Genomic DNA, 22,827 nt, shown 5'->3' with positions numbered 1-22,827 from the left:
TACAGGGGTATACAGTTCTCTTATACAGGAGTATACACATGGGTGTACATTGTCTTATGTTATATAACATAAGACAATGTACACCCATGTGTATACTCCTGTATAAGAGAACTGTATACCCCTGTATAGGCGATCGCACTCTTGTATATCCCTGTACCACCTTTTGTATATCCCTGTGTAGGCGATCGCCACCAGCATTACATATTTATGAAACCTTGCAAGCATTACTGTGTAACAGTTACAGCGATCGCACTCATTTTATCGATCGCACCCTTGTACGTTCCTTATAAGCGATCGCCCTTTGTATATTCCCGTATAGGCGATCGCACTCTTGTATATCCCTGTATTTCGCTCTTGTATACTCCTGTATAAGCGATCGCTCCAAGTGTTGTATACCACTAAAACCCCGAAAGCATTGATATATATGAGTTGTAGCGTTTGTGAAGAATTGCAGCAAAACCGATCGCCTCTCTCAGCTATAAACAACTACCCTAAAATACCAGTAGACCTATACAAATTTCCAATCAATTAGACGTATACATACATGAGTGATAAGAGATTTGTATCATTCGTGTTTAGACTTAATTGTACAGGTCTGTCGTGCGGCAACAACAGTGCTAGGCGATCGCCTAGCAGCTTTACTAGCCACTGGCTTAAGTCCTGGCTTTACCTACCCCTTGCAGTTAGTTGAAAATAACTGTGTATATTTGTATGATTTAGAGTTGTATGTACAGATCTATAGGTGTACAATAGAACTGTACACAGCCACACCTACTACTCGAAGCCTTAACCGATTGCTCTGTCCCTGAGTCCTTCTACCTACCCCTTCCACTGCCATGAACCGAGAAGCTATTCTACAGCGATACCACGATCGCATTGCAGCAGGAGCTAGAACACGCCTCACGGGTGACGAGGTATCAGCCTTGGTTAACTCCTTTATCGTTCGCCTCAAGTCCTTAGACAACCGGGCTGAGATTGACCAACTCTGTGCTGATGAAATTGCACTACTAGAACAGGGCTACCCACAAGCCACGGTCGCTAAAAACTACATCCCCAAGTACCGCAAAGCCATTCTAGCGGCGACTGAGGACGGAAACTTGCCACTAACTAAAAACACTCTGCTCGACTACGACTACACCAAACGCACTGGTGAGGTCGTTCACTTTCATGGGCACTACGCCTATACAGTGATGAAGTACACAGACGAGTATACAAACATTGCTCAGGAAGACAATACCCGTAACAACCAGAAGCAGGACAACCTTAAACCTGTGAACCTGGAGCGATACCTGGAGGAAGCACGAAGGCTGCTAACCAGCCATGATCACAATGATTTGGCGGTTGGAATTGCTGCTGTGACTGGTCGCAGGTTCAGTGAAGTCGTTCAGCACAGGTTTTCTAAGACTGCCGATCCCTACACGTTGCGTTTTGCAGGGCAACTGAAGAAGCGGGACGAAGCCGAAGCCTACAACACGCTCTGCTTGGTTCCGGCTTCTGAGGTTTGGAAGGCTATTGGACGCTTCCGCAGGCTAGAACGGGTTCAGGAGTTGCAAGAATTATCCACCCAGCAGATCAACGCCAGGATGAACAAATCCGTTCAGCGTCACACTCAACGGTATTTTGGTGAATCAGGCATCGTGCCTACCCTGGAGGGTGAATCAGCCACCACCATTCACAACCTCAGAGCAATCTACGCGATCGCCGCTATCCATCTGTTTTGCCCTCCGACCCAGGGAGAACACCGCTTCTTGCAGGAACAGTTAGGTCATATCATCGGCCAATGCAACTTACAGACGCTCAAAAACAGCCCTTCCACAGCCCATTACTTTCACTACTACCTGACAGACTCCAACGGCAGACACATTGGCTCTAAGGGCGTTTTGCTCAACCCTGAAGCCATTAGTCAGCCAGAGCCAACAACACAACCAACAGCACAGCCAGCAGCACAACCAACAGCACAACCAACAGCACAGCCAGCAAACACAGTCACCCCTGAGAACTTACCTGCACCCACCACTGAAACCACACCGGAGACCCGATTCATGGAAGCTTTGACGGAACTCTCTAACACCATCGGTTTTCTACGTCGGCAAGTTGAAGACCAAAAACAACGTGCCGAGGCACTTCAATCAGAACGCGATCGCCTCGCACTGCAAGTGGAAGCCTTGCAGCAACAGGTGGCTCAGTTGGAGCGATCGGCACACCACCAGGCCGCAACGGTACAACCCCTACAGCAGCAGATCCACTCATTGCAGGCAGAAAACGATTCCTACAAGGCAAAACTAGAGGCGTTTGGGCGTTTGCTCTCCGCCAACAATCAACCTGCTGCACTCAGTTCTAATAGCCAACCCGGATCAGCATCACCCCAACCATCAAACTCAACACCGTCCGGCACCACCCCTAACCCTGAAGGTAACGATTTAGCTCAAGAGCAACCGATCGCTCAACCTTCACCCACCCCTAAGCGCAAACCGGGTCGGCGATCGGCACAAGCCAAACTCGAAGGGGCGGTGCAGTTCATTCAGCAGCACAACGAGCAGGTTGACCATGAAAACCAGTGGGCCATCACTCAATCACTCATCGGCACCCTAACCGGAAGCAATATCAGTCTCACCGTCAAACCCTTCTGGCATCAAATCGAATCCACCATGAACCAGTACAACGGCGATCGCTCCCTCGACGAACGACGACAAAATTACGGGCGATCCCATCAACTTCCTCAACTCAAGGAAGAGTTCGATACCTGGCTCGATGCTCAACTAGATCGATAGAAACAAACCAAACCGAAGTTCAATCGCCTCACTGACCCAACTTTGGGATCAACGCCCCATTGGTCTGCTCAAGTCTCAATCGCTTGCTCAGCAGTCTCCCACAGCTTGGGCGATCGCGGCATCCCTCTTGCAGACCCCCAACCCATCTGTAAGTCTCCTGTTTCACGCCCTTTAGGAGTCATTGTCTCAACAACCTTCCCCTCAATCCCCCTCCTAGTAACCCTTTCAGCCTTCCCTACTCAACCTCGTTGCGCATCCCGTGGGCGGATCACAGTCATTTATCGCCGGACGCGACACCAGTCGTCTCAGACTCCGCACACTAATCCCTAAACTGCGGGCAGCTTGCCCCTGCACTTGCGCATATGTTTTCGTCCCTCGCGCTGCCAATAGCTGCTGAATGATACGCATTCGCTGCTGCACATACTCCGGCAGTTCTCCTCCCACCTCCACGATCGCCCAAGAATCGTCTGCCTCAGGGGTCGGCAGCCGCAGGACAAGTTGCCTTGCAGCACCAGGGGAGCTTGAAGTCGATTCGGTTGCCTGATCCATCGCGCAACCTCGATGAATTGAATATCGCTGATTATACGCTCAGGCCGGTCAAATAGCGGCGAACGTTTTCATTAGGTTCACATTCTCACCCCCCCTCAACATCTCACTCTAATCCGCCACAACTACAGCAATTTGCCAAACGCGCGGTCAATTAGCGGCGAATTTAACCCCCTCAATCTGCAGTCATTTAGCGCGGGACGACCCTAAAGTAGCGTGTTACATAACGCAAACTCCCTCCTAGTAAGCATTTCATCCTCGATCGATCGCGCTCAGCTAGCGCCGGATCACAGTCATTTATCGCGGTACGCGACACCTCAGGTTCGCCACAATCTTCGGGGGGAGCCGCTCGTTTTCCAGCAAGACAAACCGGAGCCGGTAAAGGGCGATCTGAATGGACAATCGCCTCGACTCGAATCTGGTGACACCAGCGATCACTGAAGTCGTACTCGTAAAGAAACTTCTCTCGTTCTCGTAATTGGAGGCCTGCTAGATGAACTTGAGCGGGGTCATCACTGAACCAGATGCCACCGGGATGCGACACACCGTAGTCCTTGCCGTGGATGGTGAATCGGTTGAGGTGGTCGTCACTCCAACCCAGCGCAATTTGCAAAATGTAGTGCAGGTCTTCGATGGTGCTGTTCCCACTCACCATGAGCCGTCTCCAGATCATCGGACTGATGCCAATGAGGGAAACGTGGAGTTGATAGGTTACGGAGGTACCAGGTTCAAGCATCCCTTAATGCTAATGCACCACGTCTCAAGCAATCCCCAACTTTTTTCCACTCTCCGACAAGAGTCGATCGTCTTTGACAACGTCTGATTCATCACATCATAGGTGTAATCGATCTATTCTGATTTTTATCCCTATCAGGGTAGTTTTGTTTCAATCAACATTCTTTCTGCTACTTCTCTACCATATACATGTTCTAAGAACTCAGGTAACCAGTCTAATGTGAGATGTCTTCCGGCCACTTTCAATTGACGAAAATCATCTAAGAACTTACAAACCTGTTCATCTATATCTGGAATTTCTTGGGATACTATGTCCATAAATTCCAATGAACCACCTAGCAATCCGTGATGTTCATGTGAAACCATAACCCCCCATTTCCCTCTCTCTGAATAAAGTACATACTCAGAAAGGAGCTTCATTCCTGTTTTAACCTCGATGAGTTCTTCACTAAAAGGTGGTGCGGTGTATCCTCTAGACAGTTCAGATAGGGGAATGTAGCAATGATTGGGACTAGACTCGTTTTCATCCCTCCAAAGCTGAGTTAGGTAACAACCTGTATCTCCCACATTGATTGCTGCTTTGATTAGAGGTACTAGAAAAGGTTCCTCCAGATAACTAAAGAAAGGGTAAAGAATTTTTCGAGCAGCAACACTGGTTGAAAAAGGTTGTCCAAACGGATTATCAGTAATGAATACTTGGCGAAGTTTAGATTCAGCTTCAGCCCGATATTGTGTTTCAGAAAGCGGATACATACTCCACTCACCTCAAAACAGTAGACTAGAGTTTACACTATAAGTCCCCTTTAGAAAGACAGAAAATTTGTCTAAGATAGTGGACCATAAGGCCAATGCCATATCAAATCTCTCACTCCGTCTAGAAACTGCTCAAATAAAGAGGGTCGCTCTTGTTGTTCCATCTCCTGTGCTGATCTCAAAGGGGGAATAGCGGGGCAGTAGTCATAACTATCTGGGTCAGAGTATTCAAATTTAACCTCCGTAGCGACTTCATGTCCAGGTGTGTTGTGCCGACCTCCTCTATCCGGTTGCAACTCTATGGTAGGGTCAGGCCCACTTGTTCCAACAGGGCGAAGAACACCCCTGCCAGTTGGACCTTTGAGCGGTCCGAACAGCAGCCAAGGAACTGTCCCTCCTCTAGAACTGAGGTCTCTTGATTCACGCCTTTCTGATTCCGTTATCAAGTAGAACCAAGCAGTTGCAGTTGCGAAGGCAATACCGTAGTTGGGTGATTCCGGGTATCTATAAATACTGCTTCCTGGACTTCTAGGTGTAGCAATAGTCAGAAGTTGTGTCAGTTCCGTGGAAGTTGTTCCGAAAGGATCGGTGTTATTTACTGGCTGATTTTTTGCATACCCAAAAAGATTAGCATCACCTCCTGCAAACCCAATCGGATCTTCACTCACGAACCTCCCCACACTCGCATCATAGTACCTTGCTCTGTAGAAATACAATCCCGTTTCTGCATCAAACTCACGTCCAGTGAATTGGTAACGAGAGCCGATCGCCCCATTTGTCTCACTCACCACTTTCCCAAATGAATCATATTTCACGTAATTGACTACAGCCCCACTCCCATCAACCAAATTCTTCACCGTCCCCAGATGATCCGTCAGATGCCAAACTGTTTCACCACTACCGTTTTCCTGTGCTAATACCTGATCGACCTGTGTTCCATGCAAGTAGCGTTGACTGAGAGAGTTGCTGGTGAATTCTAGAATAACGTTGTCGCGATCGTACACAAAGTGGGTTGTTGCAGCAGTCCCACTCCCAATGCCATCAGAGTCGATCGCCTTAGCAATTCTCCGATTCATTGCATCGTAGGTATACTCAACCTGCTGTGTCTCAACACCCACAGCATTTTCATCAATCACCGACACTAGACGATTACGATAATCCCAAACGAATTGCCTCACTTTGCCTGCGGCAATCTCTGTTTTCTGAATCAAATTGCCTTCGTCATCATAAATATAGGTGTAGATGCCGTCTGATTCCAATCGGTTGTTCGTTCCTGTGACATAGTTAGTGCGATTGCCATTTTTGTCATAGGCGTAGGTTTCGTCGGCATTAGTTGGGTCAGTCCGATCGGCTCCTGTCAGTTCATTGCGATCGTTGTAGCTGTAATCGGTCGTGCCATCGACATCAATGATTTGCGTGATGCGATTCGCATCATCATACTCAAAGTCATAGAACGCCGTGGGTGTTCCTGCTAAGTTCTTATGTGTTAGTAAATCGAGACGATTGAGCGGATCGTAGGTGTAGGTTGTGCCTGTCACCAGTTGAGTGCCATTGAGGTCAGAATAGCGATCGATCGTCTGCACTTGTCCGATCGGACTATAGGTAAAGTTGACTCGCTTATCGCTGACGTTGTTACCACTTTGCGTGATTTGGGTAACGCGATCGAGCGTGTCATAACTGTAAGCCGTTACTGCCCCCGCTTGACCATCGATCGCATCACTGACCGAGACCAGATTCCCTTGATCGTCATAGCCATAAGTCAATGCCACACTTGCGACTCCGGGTGTACCCGCATTATCCACTCCAACCTGACGACCCAGCGCATCATAGCTAAAACGGTACGTGGAATCAGGATCGCTGACTAGGATGAGTTGGTCAGCCGCATCATAGGTCATCGTCGCGGTGCGAATTACAGTGCCGTTGATATCAAGCCAGTTTTCTGCTACCTGGCGATCGAGCTTGTCGTAGGTGAAGGTACGAGTGCGGTTATTGCGATCGACCGTCGCAATCCGATTACCGTTGGCATCATACGCATGAGTGCGGGTTTTGTTCAGCTCATTGGTCTCAGCAACCAGGCGATCGAGTGCATCGTAGGTAAACGTGGTTGTGTTGTTCACCGGGTCAGTCAACGAAACCAGATTGCCGACATCGTCATAGTTCATGATCGTGATGCCAGGATCAGGCAAGGCATCAATGATGTGAGTTTGGCGATCAAGGTTGTCATAGACATATTCCGTCTTATGCCCCAGCCCATCGATCTCTTTGGTGACATTACCGACCTTGTCATACTCAGTAGTACTGGTGGTCTCCTCCAACGTATCCGGACCATCAATCACCTGAATGCGACGACCCAGATCATCATACTCATACTCCATGCGATGCCCATTCGCATCCACCTGTGCCACCAGTTGATTCGCCGCATCGTAGATAAACGTCGTCAGCTTATTATCTGCATCAAAGCGACGCACCAACCGTCCCCGCTCATCATAGACCGATCGCGTTTGATTGCTATTGGCATCCGTTTCTGTCGTGCGCTGATTATCCGCATCATACTGCTGCTTTATCACAGAACCATCGGGGCGTATCATAGCAATCAGGCGATCGCGGCTATCATACACATGGCGCGTTTCTCGACCTAGTGGGTCAATCATCGCCACCTGATTCCCTGCCTGGTCGTAGATATAGGTCATTACTGGGGAAGACAATGGGCCACTATTCCCATCCGGATCAGCCTTAAGCGTCTGAACCAAACGCCCCATGTCATCATATTGGCTGCGGGTCAGGTTGCCATTCGCATCGGTCATCGTCAGTTGATTACCGTCTGCATCGTAGGTGTAACCTGTCGTAGGCGAAGTCAATATCCCTGCGCCATCCGGGTCAGCCTCGATCGTCTGCACTAATCGATTCATGGCATCATACACATACTCCGTGCGATTGCCATTGGCATCAATCATCGCAATTTGATTGCCTGCCGCATCGTATTCAAACTGCTGTACCGCCTCATCGATCGTCCCCTTGGCAAAAGTCGCCTTCACGACCCGACCCAACGCATCATAGTCATAGTCCGTCACTCGTCCCAGAGGATCGGTTTCTATGTCCAACTGCCCTGCCCCGGCTTGCCCTTGAGGGATATAGGTATAGCGCGTGACGACATCATCAGCACCCCCGATCGCTCCCACCACCCGCGTCATTGACAACCGATCGCCCGTGAGAGGATCAATTTCGTATAGCGAAATCCGCCCTAACTCATCCACTTCCTCGACGACTTGATTAAACGTTGCATCATACGCATATTGCCGCTCCACTTGCTCTTGCCCAATCCCATTGAGGAAGATGCCGTTGCGCTCCGGTGTAACGATATCCAGGTCACCATCACGGTCGAGGTCGGACAAGACAGCATCGTCAATGTAGCCAATCTCATACAGCTCAATTGGATCAGCAAATGCTCCGGTTCCATCTCCAGCCAAGACAGCGGTGCCACCACTTCCATTCAGCAACACATCCAGATGCTGATCGTTAGTTACGTCAGCAACTACAATGTCGTAGATTCCATTCTCAATTGGCACTAAACTGGCCTCAGCAAAGGTGCCATCGCCATTACCTAAGCGCAATTCCATTCCATCAACGGCATAGCCATAGCCGACGAGTAGATCTAAATCGCCATCTTCATTGATGTCACCCAATGCGAAACTATCCAGGGGAGCATCTAACTCAATGAAAGTGCTTGCCTCCAGGGTGCCATCTACACGGCCTAGCTGTATGGCAATCGATTCAGACTCATCGTCAGCTGTCATCAGATCAAGAATATTGTCACGATTGAGGTCTGAAAATTCAACATACTGAGGCTCTTCTCCTGTTGTGGAAGTAATGGCTGGAGCAAAAGTTGCTCCATCGCCCAACAACACAGATGCAGTTTGGTAGTAACGATTAAGCGCTACCACATCTGAGAAGCCATCCCCATCGAAGTCACCCACTTTTAGCGTTGTTGGGGTATAAGGGACGGCAAAATCTCGACGCGCTGTAAAATTGCCAGCACCATTGCCCATCCACACTGAGACCCGTCCTTCGTTTCCACTGCCATCCTCGTTATAGGAGCCAGTGACCAGATCTAGGAGTCCATCTCCGTTCGTATCTGCCAGCATGAATACATTCGGATAGTTCGCATCAACACTGTTTCCTCTGATAAAGGTTCCATCACCGTTGCCTAGATGGATCACAACATCGCCGTTACGAGCATCGGTCACAATATCGGGCAGTCCATCCCCATTCAGGTCACCAACTACAGCAATGTCTCCATCCCCTTCAAAGGAATCACTAACGCTAGAGAAAGAGGTTCCAGGCCCTGTACCGACCTCTAGGGTCAGTTCTTCCTGAATTTTAGTGACATTGCCGCGATCGTCATAGGAGTAAATCGTAGTATTGTCACGAGCATCGGTGCGGGTACTGACCAGGTTATTGGCATTGCGACGAGTCGTGGGTAGTGTTCCACCCCCATCACTGCGCTCGATCGCCTGTCCTGCTCGATCAAGCTGCATCGTTGTGACATTGCCATTGCCATCAACATAACTGGCGATCGCTTCAGAGGGGAGAACCGCCGCCATTGGAGCTGCCATTGGATCACTGGTTTGCTCCGGACGCAGTAATCCCTGCGTTTGTACTGGCGTTAACTGAATCACAGACCCATCTTTGCGAATACCCTTGATAGCACGTCCAGCAAAATCATAGAGCGTCTCTTCCCGGTAGTTCCGCTGATCGATTTCTGCCGTCATGTGGTGACGACGGTCATACTCCCAGGTGCGACTGGTTTCATCTGGGTCGATGATCCGGGTCAAGTTTCCAACGGTATCGTACTCCAGTTGGGTAACGCGATTGGCCGGGTCAGTAATCGTACTAACGCGATCGCCGATGTAGGTAAAAGTAGTTTCTAACCCCACCGGATCAATAATTTTGCTCAGTTTGCCTGCACTGTCATAGACATAGCGCATCTCATTACCATCTGCCTCACGCACTGAAGCGAGTTGATTTTGAGCATTAAATTCATACACCGTTTGGTCTTTCAGCGTGCGGCGAAATGTGCCATCCGCTAAGCGCTCCAGCGTCGAGAAATCTCCTCCCGGCGATCGATACTGACCATTAGACTCACGTTGAAAGAGATCCTCACTACCATCGCCATCGATTAATAAGATAGAACCGTCGTCGTTTTCCACCAGTTCTTGGAGTCCAGACAAGCCCCAACCACTACCAAAGGCACTATGAACACTGTTGACATGCAGGAACTCTCCAGTGCTGCGATTGAGTGCCCCACCAAAGCGATCGCCAAACGGTTGGTATATTCCACTGCGGAGAGTATATTGATATTGCCCCGATGGCAAGTCACTCAAATCTGCTTGAATTGCAGCATCTGCACTCCTAGTTGTCGGATCGATCGACCACAGATGTTCCCCTCCTTCAAGCCCATACTGTCCTCCCTCAAATCCCGGCACCTGGTATTCAAAGCCATCGCGGGCCACACTCAGCATTCCGACAACGCGGCTGTTCACATCTCGAATATTGTTGTAACCAAAATGCAGAATAGGACGTGGATCGGCTCGCAGGGAATCATAGGTCAGCGTCACTCCTCGATTCATCCCTAACGATTGGTACGTGACCAAATCATGGGTTTCCGTAATGGCTCCAGAGTGCAGTTCAACACTGGAGGTACATGGCCGCGATTCCGCACACTGGTTGCAGGCAATATCTGGATTATAGGGATCGCCCTCTGGGCTGTTGAAGCGATTAGCAGGTGCAAAGAAGTGCCAACTGCTATTGCGAATTCCACCTTCAATGGTTTCCACAACGCTACCATCAGCACTGACTCGCCCCACACCCACTTTATCAAAATCACCGGTTGTAGGATTGATTGACCACAACTCCATCAGGCTTCCAGGTCTATACCCCGCTCGGTTAGGCAGTTCTAGGGGGGCGGGTTGGGTGAAGACCATCTCACCTGGTTGAATCGTTACTACCAAATCAGGTTTCAGATCAGCGGGTAACGCAGCAGGGGTTAGATCGGTTGGAACTTCGGTGATGCTTAATTGTCCTGTATACAGATTGTTCTGTTGATCTAGCAGACTTCCTGCTTTGACAAAGACAGACGCGCCTGGAATAGTGGCTGTCTCGACTAACGTATCAACATTAGGATCGAGCGTTTCGGCATTAGCGACATCGATCGGCGGCAAATAAATAGGGCGGCTAATGACATTGTTGACATTGCCATACACCTCATGCCCCAACAACAGCGGTAGCTTTTCGGCGATAAACGGATAATTACCGCTGATGCCCTCTGCATGTACCTTGAGCGTATCGCTCGGTAATTCACCGGCAAACGCCAACACAAAGGAGCCATCCGATGCAGTCGTGACCTGAGTTCCCCCTAAATCAATAACCACACCTGCTAATGGTTGCTGAGCTGTGTTCTGAATCACGCCGCTCAGACGAGTGGTGGTCACTGGGTCAGCGGTGACAGCCAATGTCACCTGTTGCTCGGTGGTCAAGCCACCATCAGTCGCAATCATTGTGAATGTGTAGGTTCCCACTTCTTCTGGTGTGGGTGTGAACACTAATGTGCCATCAGCACGAAGTTTTCCGGTTGGCAGAGCCTCATCTGAGCGAATTGAGAACGTTACCCGATCGCCATCGGGGTCAATGGCGACCAACGGCACCTCTAAGGTGTCTCCTGGCAAAATAGATAAAGAGCCAATGGCATCAAACACCGGCGCACGATTGGGCGCACCAATCAGTACCGTTGGCTGTAGATCAAATTGCGCCAGATTCGGATTGTTGATGACGACCTGCACCACATCGGAACTGGCCCCCTTGTCTAATCCACCAGGTGGAATCGCCGCTTGCAAATTAATGTACGGGTCATTATTGGCATCCACACCAGAGGGGTTGAGAATCTGCACTCCGGTGGGTAACTCTGGAAATGCAACTATGACCTGCCGCCCAGTTGGATCACCCAGGTTACGAACCGATACATCAACCACATAGCGCCCGGTTGCCGCATCGAGATGAACATTGCTCCATTGAAGTTGGAGATCAGTCGTTGGGGTCAGCGTCGTGGAGTCGATCGCTGACCCTACCTCGGCTCGATTAATCGCAGGTGAGAAGATTGGACTTTCGACTCCCTCTGGGTCTATCTCATTCGTAAAGTTATGTAACTTGACCACGCTGCCCGTGTCGCCATCAAGATTCACCCATTGAACGACCAACAGCCCACTGGTCTTATCCTTTAAGCTTGTCAAATCAATCTCGACTGCTGTACCGTCAAAGCGCACTAACCCCGGTGTAAATTCTGCCTGAGTACCTGCTAATGAGAACAAGGCTGTCCCTGCTTCACCACGATCGAGCAACGTCTGCGATGGCTTGGCTGGATCAACCAGATAAACCAGCAACTGGTCTTCAATGGCAGGGGTCGTGTCCGTGGTGTCCACGCTCGACTCAATCTCAAAGCGCAGCTTACGGGAGCCGGTTGATTGTCCTAGCTCCACCGCCAGGGCAGTTTGAACCACAAAGCTGTTTTGTTCCCCTAAAATCACTGGGTCAGGACCTTTTGCCCCCCACCCAATCGAATTAGCTGGACCTACCAGGAAATCAGAACTCACCTGAAAGTCAACCGCCGCTTGCCCCACGTTGCCTGCTCGATCGAACGCACTCAGCGCTACTTGATGAGCACCTTGAGCCAGCGCAGTATTCGATATCGATTGGTCAAACTCGCCTTGGGCATCGATCGTCAATGGCGTGCTTGCCTGGTTATCCACTATCACTGACCCAGTGGTTGATGCTCCTGAACCATCATCCAGAATTGAGCCAATTAACCGCACTCGATCGCTATGGTTCCCCTCCACTAAGGGAACTTCCACCTGCACAGAGGGGGCTGTGGTATCCAGCGTAAAGCCTACTTGGATTTGCAAGAGTTGCCCTTGTGGATCAGTCGCTTGTAGGTAAACCGTATGCCTACCCTCGGTGAAGGTCGTGCCTAATATCTGCTCCAGTTTGGCTCGATCGAGCGTAAAGCTACCATTGCTGCCGACCTCAGCCGTAATATCGACAAAGTCTGCCGCTGCCATCCCGTCGATTCCAGCTTTGAGCGTTACTAGCCGATCCAAATCGAGCACTCGCCCGGTAATAGTGGGGTCAGTGGTCAATGTATCGGTATTGGTGGTGCCTTGTGGTGCTGTATCATTGCCTAACTGCGCTTGCAGCAATACCGGCGTCTCATCAAGTACCTGATCGATGATATAGGAACCGATCGATCGTCCTAGCGCCAAGCCGTCCTGGTTGGCTGCGTCGAAATGAATACCACCGTAAATGCGGCTCATGCCTGCTTCATCGGCAGCATTTGTGAAATTGGTAAACGTACGGGATACATCGGGTAGCCCTACCGAGTTACTGGTGAAGCTCAGATCACTGCCCAAGACATCGCTTAGAATTGCATCAGCCGTACCGCTGTAGGTACTGTGCCCGGACACATAATCTGGGAATGGAGGAGTCGTTAGCAGTGGAGTCCAACTAGGATCAGCGTCAGTTAACGGATTGCCATCGGTATCTGCTTGTTGGATAGCCGTGATAGGACGCCAGAAATTGTAAGTGTATTTGGCATCCCAGGCCGCAATTCCAGCATCCGCTAAACCGATATCTAATAGGGCAAGCAACCGAGCATTCGCAACGATCGAATTGCCCTCACGCAGTGATACTTCTTTGGCAATTTGGTTCCAATGTCCAGCAGGGGTGTACGTTCCCGCTCCATCTGCCCAAAATTGAGCAATCTGAGTTTGATCGGCGGTGCGAGTGGAGCTATTGCTCCGACCCAATTCTTTGACCTGATTAAAATCACTGGTATATGTAGCACTATCAAGAGCCGGTGGCCCCTCTGGACGAAGTTGATCGCCTGCTGTTAAAGCGAACGGGGTTACCGTTCCCCAGTGAGAGGCAAGAGCTGGTTGATTGGCAGGAGCAGTCGGCTTCCATTTGCCGGGGGCAGTTTCAGGGGTGTACTGCGTAGAACGATCGAACCCATCGCTTTGTCGCCATGCCACAATCGAATCTGCCACTCGTTGGCCCAATGCCAGCCCATCTTCTTTCGATTGCCCGTCTGGAATGGCCGCCAGTGATTGTGCTAGTGCTGCATCGAATGTGGGCTTCTGTGTCGGATACAACGCCACTAACGCATAGTATGCGGCCCCAACAGCGGCAGCTTCGATTGAGGCTCCATCTGGGGCGATCGCACTGATGTAGTAGGGCGTGTAGGACTGGTCAATCGCATTAACCGCATCAAATATAGAGGCTTGGACGATCGCCATGTTCCGTGCAGCGCTTGGCGGGGAGGTTTTGTCGCTCTCAATCGCGTTGAGCAGAATCGAGTTCCAATCTGTGACAACATCCCCGGACGAACTGCGAACCACACGAGTGATCGCACTGGTGACATTTCCAGCAATATCGCTCGCTTGGACAGTGAACGTGTTAGCACCTAATGCTAGGGCAACATCAGTAAGCTGAAACTGTCCGTTGGTAGCAGCTGTGGCAGTATTGCCTAATGGTTGTAGCGTGGCGATCGCCCCCGCTTCGGTCTGTCCAGTTAACGTGACGGAACTGGACAGGGTTCGTCCATCTCCTACCGGAACCGTATCAAAGGCAGGGTCTAATCCAACGGATACGGAGGTGGGTGCCAGTGTATCGAGGGTAAAGGTTAGATCAAAGGTGCTAACCGTGCCGAATGTATTTTGAGTCTGGAAATGCAGGGTGTGTTGTCCATCAGGCAGGACACTCCCATAAATTTGTTCTAAGCGACTGCGGGTTAGGGTAAATGTCCCATTGGTGGCAAGATCAGCTTGAATACTGACGTAATTATTAGCTGGAGTCGCATCAAAACCTGCTTTTAAGCTGGCAAGGTTGCTTAGAGTGCTGACGCTTCCCGTAATTGAGGCATCGGAGGTAATGCGATCGCTATTCGTCGTGCCGTTAGGAGCCGTATCGTTTGCGAGAGCCGCAGTCACAGTCACAGGCGGTGATAAAGTGAACGTGGAACCGCTCACGACCAGGTTATTGGTTTCATTGCTCTCTAGCAGCACACTCGTGGGGTCAATTCTTGCCAATAAGTAGTAAGACCCTGCTGCCAAGTTGGTTGGTACAGTCACGGTACTACTGTAGGTTTGGGACTGTCCCACAAGCAACAGCAGATTATTGGTGTTGATACGCGTCAACGAAACGTCGTTGGCGTCCAGCGTTGTATTGCTGGAGAAATATAGATCAATGGCCGGTGAACCGATCGCAGGAACCACACCTTGATTGGTGAGGGAAACTTGCACTTGTCCTTGCCCACCCGATGTGAGCGTTTGCGGCAAAGTAATGGTACCGAATTGTCCCACTAAATCAGGCAATAAGCTCACAGCAAGTGCTTGAGTCGATTCATTGTCTACCTGTTCTAGTGAGGTATTGCGATCAAAGTCACTGGTGTGGGAATTACCCACGATCAGATCTTGGCTAGACGTTCCTATCAGTCCATCTTCAGATGGTGTAGTCTCCGTTGAACGCGGTGCCGCAATTGCCCCATTCATGAACACCTGGCTCCTGTCCAAGGAGTCTAATTCTGTGGTTGAGGGCACAAAACTGGTAGACAAATCGGCTAAACTGGAAGGCTGATTTGCCGATAGAATTGTCGTTCCCAATGGGTGGTTCAACACTTTGGGATCGGTAGACAATCCAGGCAAACTCGCGTCAACCTGTGGCATCAATTGCGACTCGTCCATGATGACCTCAGCAAAATATTAAGAAAGGACAGGAAATTTAGGCTGTGTAAAGGGTTGCACCAGCGTCCTAGCCGACCGCACCACGCTATCGGGTATGGCGATCGCCTCACTAGGGAAATGGTGTTAATTAAGTCAAGCTTGAATACAGCGGTTTAGCCTGGATACGGCGATTGGGTTTAGCAGCTACCCGCACCAACAACTAATGCTTCAGAAGCATCAACCGTTGTATTGACCTGAACTAGAAAACGAGTGTTCACTAATTCTTGATAGGTGTCTAAATTCGTTTGCCATTGAGTAAGGGCCTGCAACAGTTGCGCGAGGCGATCCTCCAAGACGTTACCTGGAATGCTGTAGTTGAAATTGGCGGCAAACGTCACGACTGGAACGGCTTGCTCTTCTGCTACCCGGAGCATGGCAGAACTAATTGCCAGGTTCAACTGGCAGCGATCGAGTCGATAGGAACACGTGAGTGACGCCTGCATTGGGTCTTGACCCAGCGTTTGCCAGGGTCCTGGACTTAATAATTGTGTGATAAAGTGGCGGGCATTATCGCTGCCTTGCGGAAACGCCACATCGCCGTGGAAGTTCATGCCAACGGCTTGATAACGAGCATGAGGAAAACTAACAACGTACTTGTGAACCAGGGAAGCGATTTGACTATCTGAAAGCGCCTGAGTGTGGGCTTCCTGACTAAACAGGAGTCGCTCTGGATAAGCGGTCAAACAAATACCATTACGAAATCGAAATTGTGTGGCCTGTTGTGTGTAGACAGGAGGATGAACCAGCTCCCACTCAGAGGGGATGCAACCGCTATAGTGGAGCATCTCTAACGTCAATGCAGGCGGTTTGAAATCGGGAATCACTAACACGATCGCGTGTTCCCGCAGCATTAAAGTCTGAACCATAGGTAAATGAACAAAAAATAGTAAATGCAATCACCCTGAATTAGGGGTAGCTCATTGCTAAACTCAAGACCCAAGACAACAAGTGAATCAAAGAGCAGCTAATCAACATTGCTGAAGTAAGTGCTGATAGGCTGAGCAGCCAATCATTGTTGAACACGCTTTTTATAACTCGCAAGGTTTTCTTTTCCTCTCCGTAAGATCACTGGACTTACGAAATTACTCTTAAGTGGTTGAAGTAAATCTCAGCCGATTTCGGTCTATTTGGCCTAGCCTTACGCGTTCGTACAGATATTGGTTGGATGGTCAGCAGAACTTGAAAGTCTTTACATTCTGATAAACATGTAGAATTACGGAAGTCGCTTTAATGATTCTTTATGAAGTTTTGATATATTCCTTCAACATCAACAGGGGATAAGTCATTTTAAGAAGTTCAGTCTTGTAAAATTTTTGGAGCACTATGAGGTATAAGTTAAGCCGTTTTTGTGGGAGTGTGATCGACGTGGATACGATATAGTTGAGGCTCGTTTGCTTTAAGTGGCTGTACTGTTACTTTCTTAACGTGATCCATACCGAAGCGGAGAAAAAAAGTGGCAAGATCAGGAGAGCGTTATTTGATTGCTAAAGCTCCACCAGGATGAGGCTAGAATCTGCTTAAAGCCTTTGTGCTTCTAAGGCATGAATTATCACGACACTCCAACAGTCTCTATCGTTATCCCAATCTACAACCGATCGCGCTACCTCCCTGCTGCGATCGACAGCCTTCTCAGTCAAACCTACTCGAACGTCGAGATTATTCTTTGGGATGACCAATCTACTGACACATCTCTAGGGATTGCTCGCCACTACGCCATTCAACACCCACGCGTCCGTGTTGTTGCCGGACTCCATCAAGGACAAACCCAATCTCTTAAATCTGCCTTCGCCATGACTTCTGGCACCTACTTGGCCTGGATTGATAGCGATGACCTGCTAGCACCTACTGCCCTGGAAGAAACGATCGCCATCCTGGATGCCAATTCTCATATTGGGCTTGTTTATACCAATTACCTATGCATTAATGAAACCAATCAAATTCTTGGTTTAGGGCAACGTTGTCGTATCCCTTACTCTAGGAATCAGTTGCTCGTTCACTTCATGGTATTTCACTTCCGTTTGATGCGACGTTCTGTGTTTGAGCAAGTCGGCGGTATCGACGAACAGTGTGATTTTGTGCAAGACTACGATCTCTGCCTCCGCTTTTCCGAAGTCACTGGAATCTATCATCTGCAACGACCGCTCTATTACTACCGAGTCCATCCGCAGAGCATGTCCCAGCAACAGCAAGCAGATATGATTCAGAGTGCACAAGCGGCTATCAACCGCGCACTGTACCGACGCAGCTTAGCCGATCGCTACCAACTTCAGGTTCAAACCCAACAGATTGACGGCCAACTCGTCGGGCAGTTTTCTCTCCAACCCAAAAACCTTACTCTGACTCCACAGCCAGGGGAGAAATAGCCTCACGCTGCACTCCCGATGTTAATAATCCAACCACTCGCAGCTGATCCAGCAATCGCAATACCGCTAATCGTTGCTCTGGAAATAGGGGTGCAGAGATAGGAATAGTATCGATCGAGGTCTGGGATTGCTGAGTTGATTCCTGTTGCAACCGTTGCAAATTCTCGATCGCCCCTTCACCCATAGGCAGTAAGCCAACCGCTTTCGACAATTCAATACCCACACGGGCAGCATCCACATCAGTTCGTCCCGCTATATGCTTCCAGAGCACTCTTAGAATGCGGTAGGACTGATCTTCCAGTGTGTAGGTGCCACCTAACTGGCTCAATGCCAGAGCGATACGTGCTTCTGCAGGGGTCAATGTCATACCCACCGGTACTGTCTGATGCTGCAACCAAAAACAGCCCGCTCCTAGTTGCGTTAGCTGAGCGGGAGCGAGTTTCCACACATTCCAGTTCTGTTTTAATAGAAACCAATGCGCTGCTGAGAGATGATCGGTCGATCGGTTCACAAGCTGCTGTTGGAACCGCTCATACATTTGCCTCAGACTATACACCCGCTGCCAGTAGGAAGCCGATCGACTCATCTGAGTGCCAGACCAGTGATTATAGCAAACTGTTGCTCCCGGCACATACAAAAATTGCAGCCCTAAAACCGCAGCCATCGTAAAGTATTCTCGATCGGTGCCAATCGGTGTATCAGGATGCCATGCGTGTACTGTCTGCAATCGTTCTGCTGCTTTGTACCGCAGTAAGTAGCTGTGAGGTGGTCGCCAGTGGTGCAGCAGAAACCGCAGTAAGGGGTCTACCATCGGTTGACTGCTAAAGGCTAATTTGGACTGTCGTTGCCCCTGCTGGTAAAAGCACCACTCCCAATCACCATAAGCGATATCATCAGCCTTCTGCTTCTCCAATGCCTGCACTTGCACCTCAATCTTGCCGGGTGTCAGTTCATCATCGGCATCCAACCACTGAATGTACTCTCCTTGCGCGTGAGAGAACCCGTGATTGCGGGCATGATTAGCGCCCTGCTGGGAACAGTGCAACAGCCGAACAGGATGGGGAGACACATTAGCAAATTGCTCGGCGATCGCCCTTGAATGATCCGTAGAACCATTATCCACGACCAGAATTTCAAGGTGAGGATACTGTTGCTGAGCACAACTCCCAAGGCAACTAAGCAGGCGATCGGCCCCGTTGTAGCAGGGAATGATGATAGAAACCAGCGGCAGTGATGTCATGGTGAACTCCAATTCTAATAAGCCCCATTCACTGACCTCGTGGTTGCAGGTCCTCAATCCAACGCCGCATCAATTGAGATAATTCCACCTTCCCTTGAGCCTGATACAACTCAGAAGCGTGTTGAAAGTCCGCAATTGCCGCAGTGAAATTACCCTGCAACTCATAGGCATACCCTCGATTTTGGTATCCTTCTCCTGCTTTTGGTTTTAAGCTAATGTATCGGCTAAAATCCATAATGGCTCCTTCTGGGTCGCCCGATTCACCCCTCACAGTACCCCGATTGAAATACGCTAGGGCATAGTTCTCAAATAAGGCGATGGCCTGAGTATAATCTGCGATCGCTGCTGTCGTTTGATGCAAATTGCGATAGGCTTCGCCTCGCTGATAGTAGACGTCTGCTGGAGCATAGCCCAAACTAATCGAGCGGCTGAGATCGTCGCTAGCAGCCTGATACTGTCCCAACTCATAGTGGGTCAGTCCACGTTTATGATAGGCCCAAGCAAAATGGGAGTTGAGTTCAAGCGCTCGGTCAAAATCAGCAAGGGCGGCCTCAAGCTGGTGAGCATGACGATACGTACTGCCTCGGTTATAGTGCCAACCCGGCACATGGGGCTGTAGCTCGATTGCTCGAGTGTGATCGGCAATCGCCCCCGGATAGTCCTCAAGTACTCGTCGAACCAGCCCCCGATTGGTATAGGAACCGGCATCACTTGGATCCAGACGAATGGCAGATGTAGAATCGTCGATCGCCCCTCTATGATCGCCTAGTTCATAACGCAACTTGCCGCGAGCATCGTACGCCTGCTGTTGGATATGTAAGGGAGCCGCATTGCTCTCATCGAGCCTAATGGCGTGGCTATAGTCTGCTAGCGCTAATCCAAGCTGATTCAACTGATAGTGAATGGTACCGCGATTGAGATACGCTCGGGCATACGTTGGATTTAGCTCGATCGCTTGATTGAAACTTGTCAATGCGCCTTCTACGTTTCCTTGATGCGCTTGTGCAACCCCTTGTTCAGTGATCGCTTCTGCCCTGGCAGCGCGATCGGGGGCTGTTGAACCAGCAGGTACACCCTGAAACGGTTGAGCTAACGCAGTCGGCGCAGTAACCCCTATAAGCAGGGGACTCCATCCAAACAGATGAGCGATGATTGGTAGCAAAGTCAGCCAAAATAGGGTGGGATTCATAGCACTGGAGGACGCATTCTCTTTTAGTCTTCCCAATGGAAGGGCCTCAACCATAAGAATCCTAACTACAGCACAATCGCTATAACCATTACGAACTTTTAGGATTGGCTAGAGTAAGGATAGGCTCTAAACTCCTACAGAATCCGTTGTCTAAATGGGCAATCGCTTTCAATGTCACCAAACAGCGCAAGAACCGAAATAGGCTTAGTTTGCAAGTAGGAACGACTACAGCCGTTTACGAGTTCCCGAACCGTTACGCTGTTGTCAATACTTACCAGGTCTGCGGACTCGATTGCCCAGTTGAAGGTTGAAGTTGGTCATGGTTCATCAAGCGATCGCCTTCTCAGTAAAGCTTTGCTAAAAACTCACTCTTCCAGTGGTAATCAGTTGCATCCCAGCCGCTAAAGAGGTGAATGCCAGGAAGAAAGTCCATAAGCTGGTTGGTCTGAGGACAACTCCACCACTGACAAAGACCAGCAAGATTCCTAACGCTACTAACCCCCAGCCCAGAGACCGCGTAGCTCTGCCAAAAAACAGCAAGGCAATAACACCGCTCGTCACTGCTAGAACAGATGCGCTAGCAGAAATATCTCTCCACCAGTAAGGAGACGTTTGTGTGGTGAAGAGAATATTTTGCCCTAAAAAGTAGATGCCAGTCAGCAGCAGTGCAAACCCGATAAATTTGAGCAAGAATCGCATTGTTTATCCTATCGCTACGGCTCAATCCTAATCACTTGAAAGCGGCGATCGCCAGATAAATTACTTAATTCTTTAAGTTAGAGTTCTTTGATGTTTCATGAAACCTTCAAACTTCTCATAGTAATTGCCGCAGACTAACGGGAAAGCTTTAAAGGAATCTGGCTGTAGGATAATTTTCACATTTATGGAGAAAAGGGTGACACTATGGCAAATGCAATAGAAACCAAGATCCAGGAGCTTGCTAGCCAGCATGGATACGACGAACAGTTGCTGCGAGATTTCGCTGAATTTGTTCAGTCACAGCCCAAGCCTCGTAAAAAGAAACCAGATGCGGACTCTAAACCCAAGCAAAAGGAACTCACGCTAGCAGAATTACAAACCGCCGTAGTTACTGCATTCAATTGCAGTGATGTCAAAGACTTGAAGAAAAACGAGGCATTCAAGCTTGCAATTGCTGGACGTGACTTCAATCTTCGTAAAAAAGAAGGTTGGCTTGTCCTCTACCGCGAGTGGGTGGGCGTACCTGATAACGAGCGCCATGAAGAAGGACCAACCTGCATCAATGGGGTCGATGTCCTCAAGAACTTCCGCCCCTGGCACGTTTTTAGCCTTGATCCTAAAGAGGCTAGTTCCGATGATATCAATACAGCCTTTCGCCGTCTAGCCAAACAGCATCACCCGGATCAAGGTGGGAATCGTGAGGTGTTTGAGCGCCTACAAAAAATGCGGGATTCGCTCCTGGCATTTCGTTAAAGCAAACCACAAATTAAGCCAGTGATATGAGCAACCGCAAACATGACTTGATGTCGGCTGAGGAGACAGCGCAAATTCTGGGGATTCAACTGAAACGGCTCTACAGCATTTGTAAGACTTTTGATGCACGCGATGATGACCAGTGGGATCTAGCCGAGGGTGAACATTTTGAGTGGTTGAGTCGAACGATCGGCACCCGTCGCTTCTATGAAGAAGGTGCAATGGCGATCGCCAAGTATATTCAAGAAGTTGACACAGCCGGGAGGCTGGCTGGCTTTGTAGATGCAGTGGTCGAGAAAATAACTAATCGCCGCAAACGAACTCGACAGATGCTGGTTCGGCGACGAGTCATTCTTGAGGTTAAAGATCTCGATGATCTTGTTGTGCGCGGCAACCTGGTATTTGTTAAAAGACCTAGAGCGATCGGTTTTCTGGATACAAACGGCAAAGGACTCAATGCGGCGGCCCGACGAGAACAACAAAACTATGCCCTATCAGGGCGTGAGCCAATGGAAAAGGGCGTTCACTTCGACACAGTGGAAGATGTCGAATACTGGAGCCAACGAGGATTAGTTCGTATTGCACAAAATATGTCTGAGAACTTATCGCAGAAGTCTCGCAGGGCATGGACGGAGGCGGTAGCCGAAGTGTATGAGGACGCGATCGAGCAACAAAGGAAATACCTGGACTCGTTTGATGCAAAAGTGCAAAAAGCCAAAGCGCAAGTCAAAGCCCTTGCTAACAACAAGTGCCAGGTGACGTTAGAAAAGCAGACACCCGCTAGTCCGTTTGATATGCATGTGCATCACCTGTTTGACTGTTCAAGAGACTGATCAGGATTTTGTGTAAGCGGTCTAAAATCCCAGTAACTCAGGAGACCGCATCATGGCAAGAAAGAAGAACGAAACCAATCGCGTTGATGAGATGCTCGATGAACTGTTGGCAGACTGCC

Annotated in this window: 12 protein-coding genes; 4 read left to right on the top strand and 8 right to left on the bottom strand. The window is 49.5% G+C overall.

The annotated features are described in order from the left end of the window. Positions 1–836: 836 nt before the first annotated feature. Positions 837–2,771, top strand: a complete 1,935-nt coding sequence (locus tag IQ268_RS29225) for a protelomerase family protein (protein WP_193886495.1) — start codon at positions 837–839, stop codon at positions 2,769–2,771. 225 nt (positions 2,772–2,996) lie between these two features. Here IQ268_RS29225 and IQ268_RS29220 read toward each other — a convergent pair whose 3' ends face one another. From IQ268_RS29220 to IQ268_RS29150, 5 genes are all read right to left on the bottom strand, one after another. Beyond that, complete coding sequence (locus IQ268_RS29220) at positions 2,997–3,320, bottom strand: hypothetical protein (RefSeq protein WP_193886493.1); 324 nt, start codon at positions 3,318–3,320, stop codon at positions 2,997–2,999. A gap of 187 nt (positions 3,321–3,507) precedes the next feature. Continuing rightward, positions 3,508–4,053, bottom strand: a complete 546-nt coding sequence (locus IQ268_RS29215; RefSeq protein WP_193886491.1) for a plasmid pRiA4b ORF-3 family protein — start codon at positions 4,051–4,053, stop codon at positions 3,508–3,510. Between the two features lie 134 nt (positions 4,054–4,187). Beyond that, positions 4,188–4,805, bottom strand: a complete 618-nt coding sequence (locus IQ268_RS29210) for a hypothetical protein (protein ID WP_193886489.1) — start codon at positions 4,803–4,805, stop codon at positions 4,188–4,190. Positions 4,806–4,876: 71 nt separating this feature from the next. Further along, complete coding sequence (locus IQ268_RS32545; RefSeq protein ID WP_228035825.1) at positions 4,877–15,592, bottom strand: FG-GAP-like repeat-containing protein; 10,716 nt, start codon at positions 15,590–15,592, stop codon at positions 4,877–4,879. A gap of 176 nt (positions 15,593–15,768) precedes the next feature. Further along, a complete protein-coding gene (locus IQ268_RS29150) occupies positions 15,769–16,497 on the bottom strand; it encodes a hypothetical protein (RefSeq protein WP_193886487.1) in 729 nt (242 codons plus the stop codon). 675 nt (positions 16,498–17,172) lie between these two features. On the opposite strand from IQ268_RS29150, the gene IQ268_RS29145 reads away from it, so the two are divergent. Continuing rightward, positions 17,173–17,994 (top strand): glycosyltransferase, encoded by an 822-nt coding sequence (locus tag IQ268_RS29145; RefSeq protein ID WP_193886485.1) that lies wholly within the window; start codon positions 17,173–17,175, stop codon positions 17,992–17,994. Here the strand turns inward: IQ268_RS29145 and IQ268_RS29140 are convergent. The 3 genes from IQ268_RS29140 to IQ268_RS29130 form a co-directional block, all read right to left on the bottom strand. Next, complete coding sequence (locus tag IQ268_RS29140; RefSeq protein ID WP_193886483.1) at positions 17,963–19,234, bottom strand: glycosyltransferase family 2 protein; 1,272 nt, start codon at positions 19,232–19,234, stop codon at positions 17,963–17,965. The two genes, IQ268_RS29145 and IQ268_RS29140, sit on opposite strands and share 32 nt — an antisense overlap. A 28-nt stretch (positions 19,235–19,262) precedes the next feature. Further along, positions 19,263–20,477: a tetratricopeptide repeat protein gene (locus tag IQ268_RS29135; RefSeq protein ID WP_193886481.1), complete on the bottom strand. Its 1,215-nt coding sequence runs from the start codon at positions 20,475–20,477 to the stop codon at positions 19,263–19,265. Between the two features lie 303 nt (positions 20,478–20,780). Further along, positions 20,781–21,122 (bottom strand): hypothetical protein, encoded by a 342-nt coding sequence (locus IQ268_RS29130; RefSeq protein ID WP_193886479.1) that lies wholly within the window; start codon positions 21,120–21,122, stop codon positions 20,781–20,783. A gap of 204 nt (positions 21,123–21,326) precedes the next feature. Here IQ268_RS29130 and IQ268_RS29125 point away from each other — a divergent pair, with 204 nt between their 5' ends. Together IQ268_RS29125 and IQ268_RS29120 are read left to right on the top strand one after the other, a co-directional pair. Then, positions 21,327–21,875 carry a J domain-containing protein gene (locus IQ268_RS29125; protein WP_193886477.1) on the top strand — a complete coding sequence of 183 codons (549 nt, stop codon included), beginning with the start codon at positions 21,327–21,329 and terminating at the stop codon, positions 21,873–21,875. Positions 21,876–21,901: 26 nt separating this feature from the next. After that, positions 21,902–22,708 carry a hypothetical protein gene (locus tag IQ268_RS29120; protein ID WP_193886474.1) on the top strand — a complete coding sequence of 269 codons (807 nt, stop codon included), beginning with the start codon at positions 21,902–21,904 and terminating at the stop codon, positions 22,706–22,708. Positions 22,709–22,827 lie beyond the last annotated feature (119 nt).

Source organism: Oculatella sp. LEGE 06141, assembly GCF_015207605.1.
Lineage (GTDB): Bacteria > Cyanobacteriota > Cyanobacteriia > Elainellales > Elainellaceae > Oculatella.
Note: the sequence above shows the minus strand (reverse complement) of the source record. Positions and strands in the feature narration are given on the sequence as shown.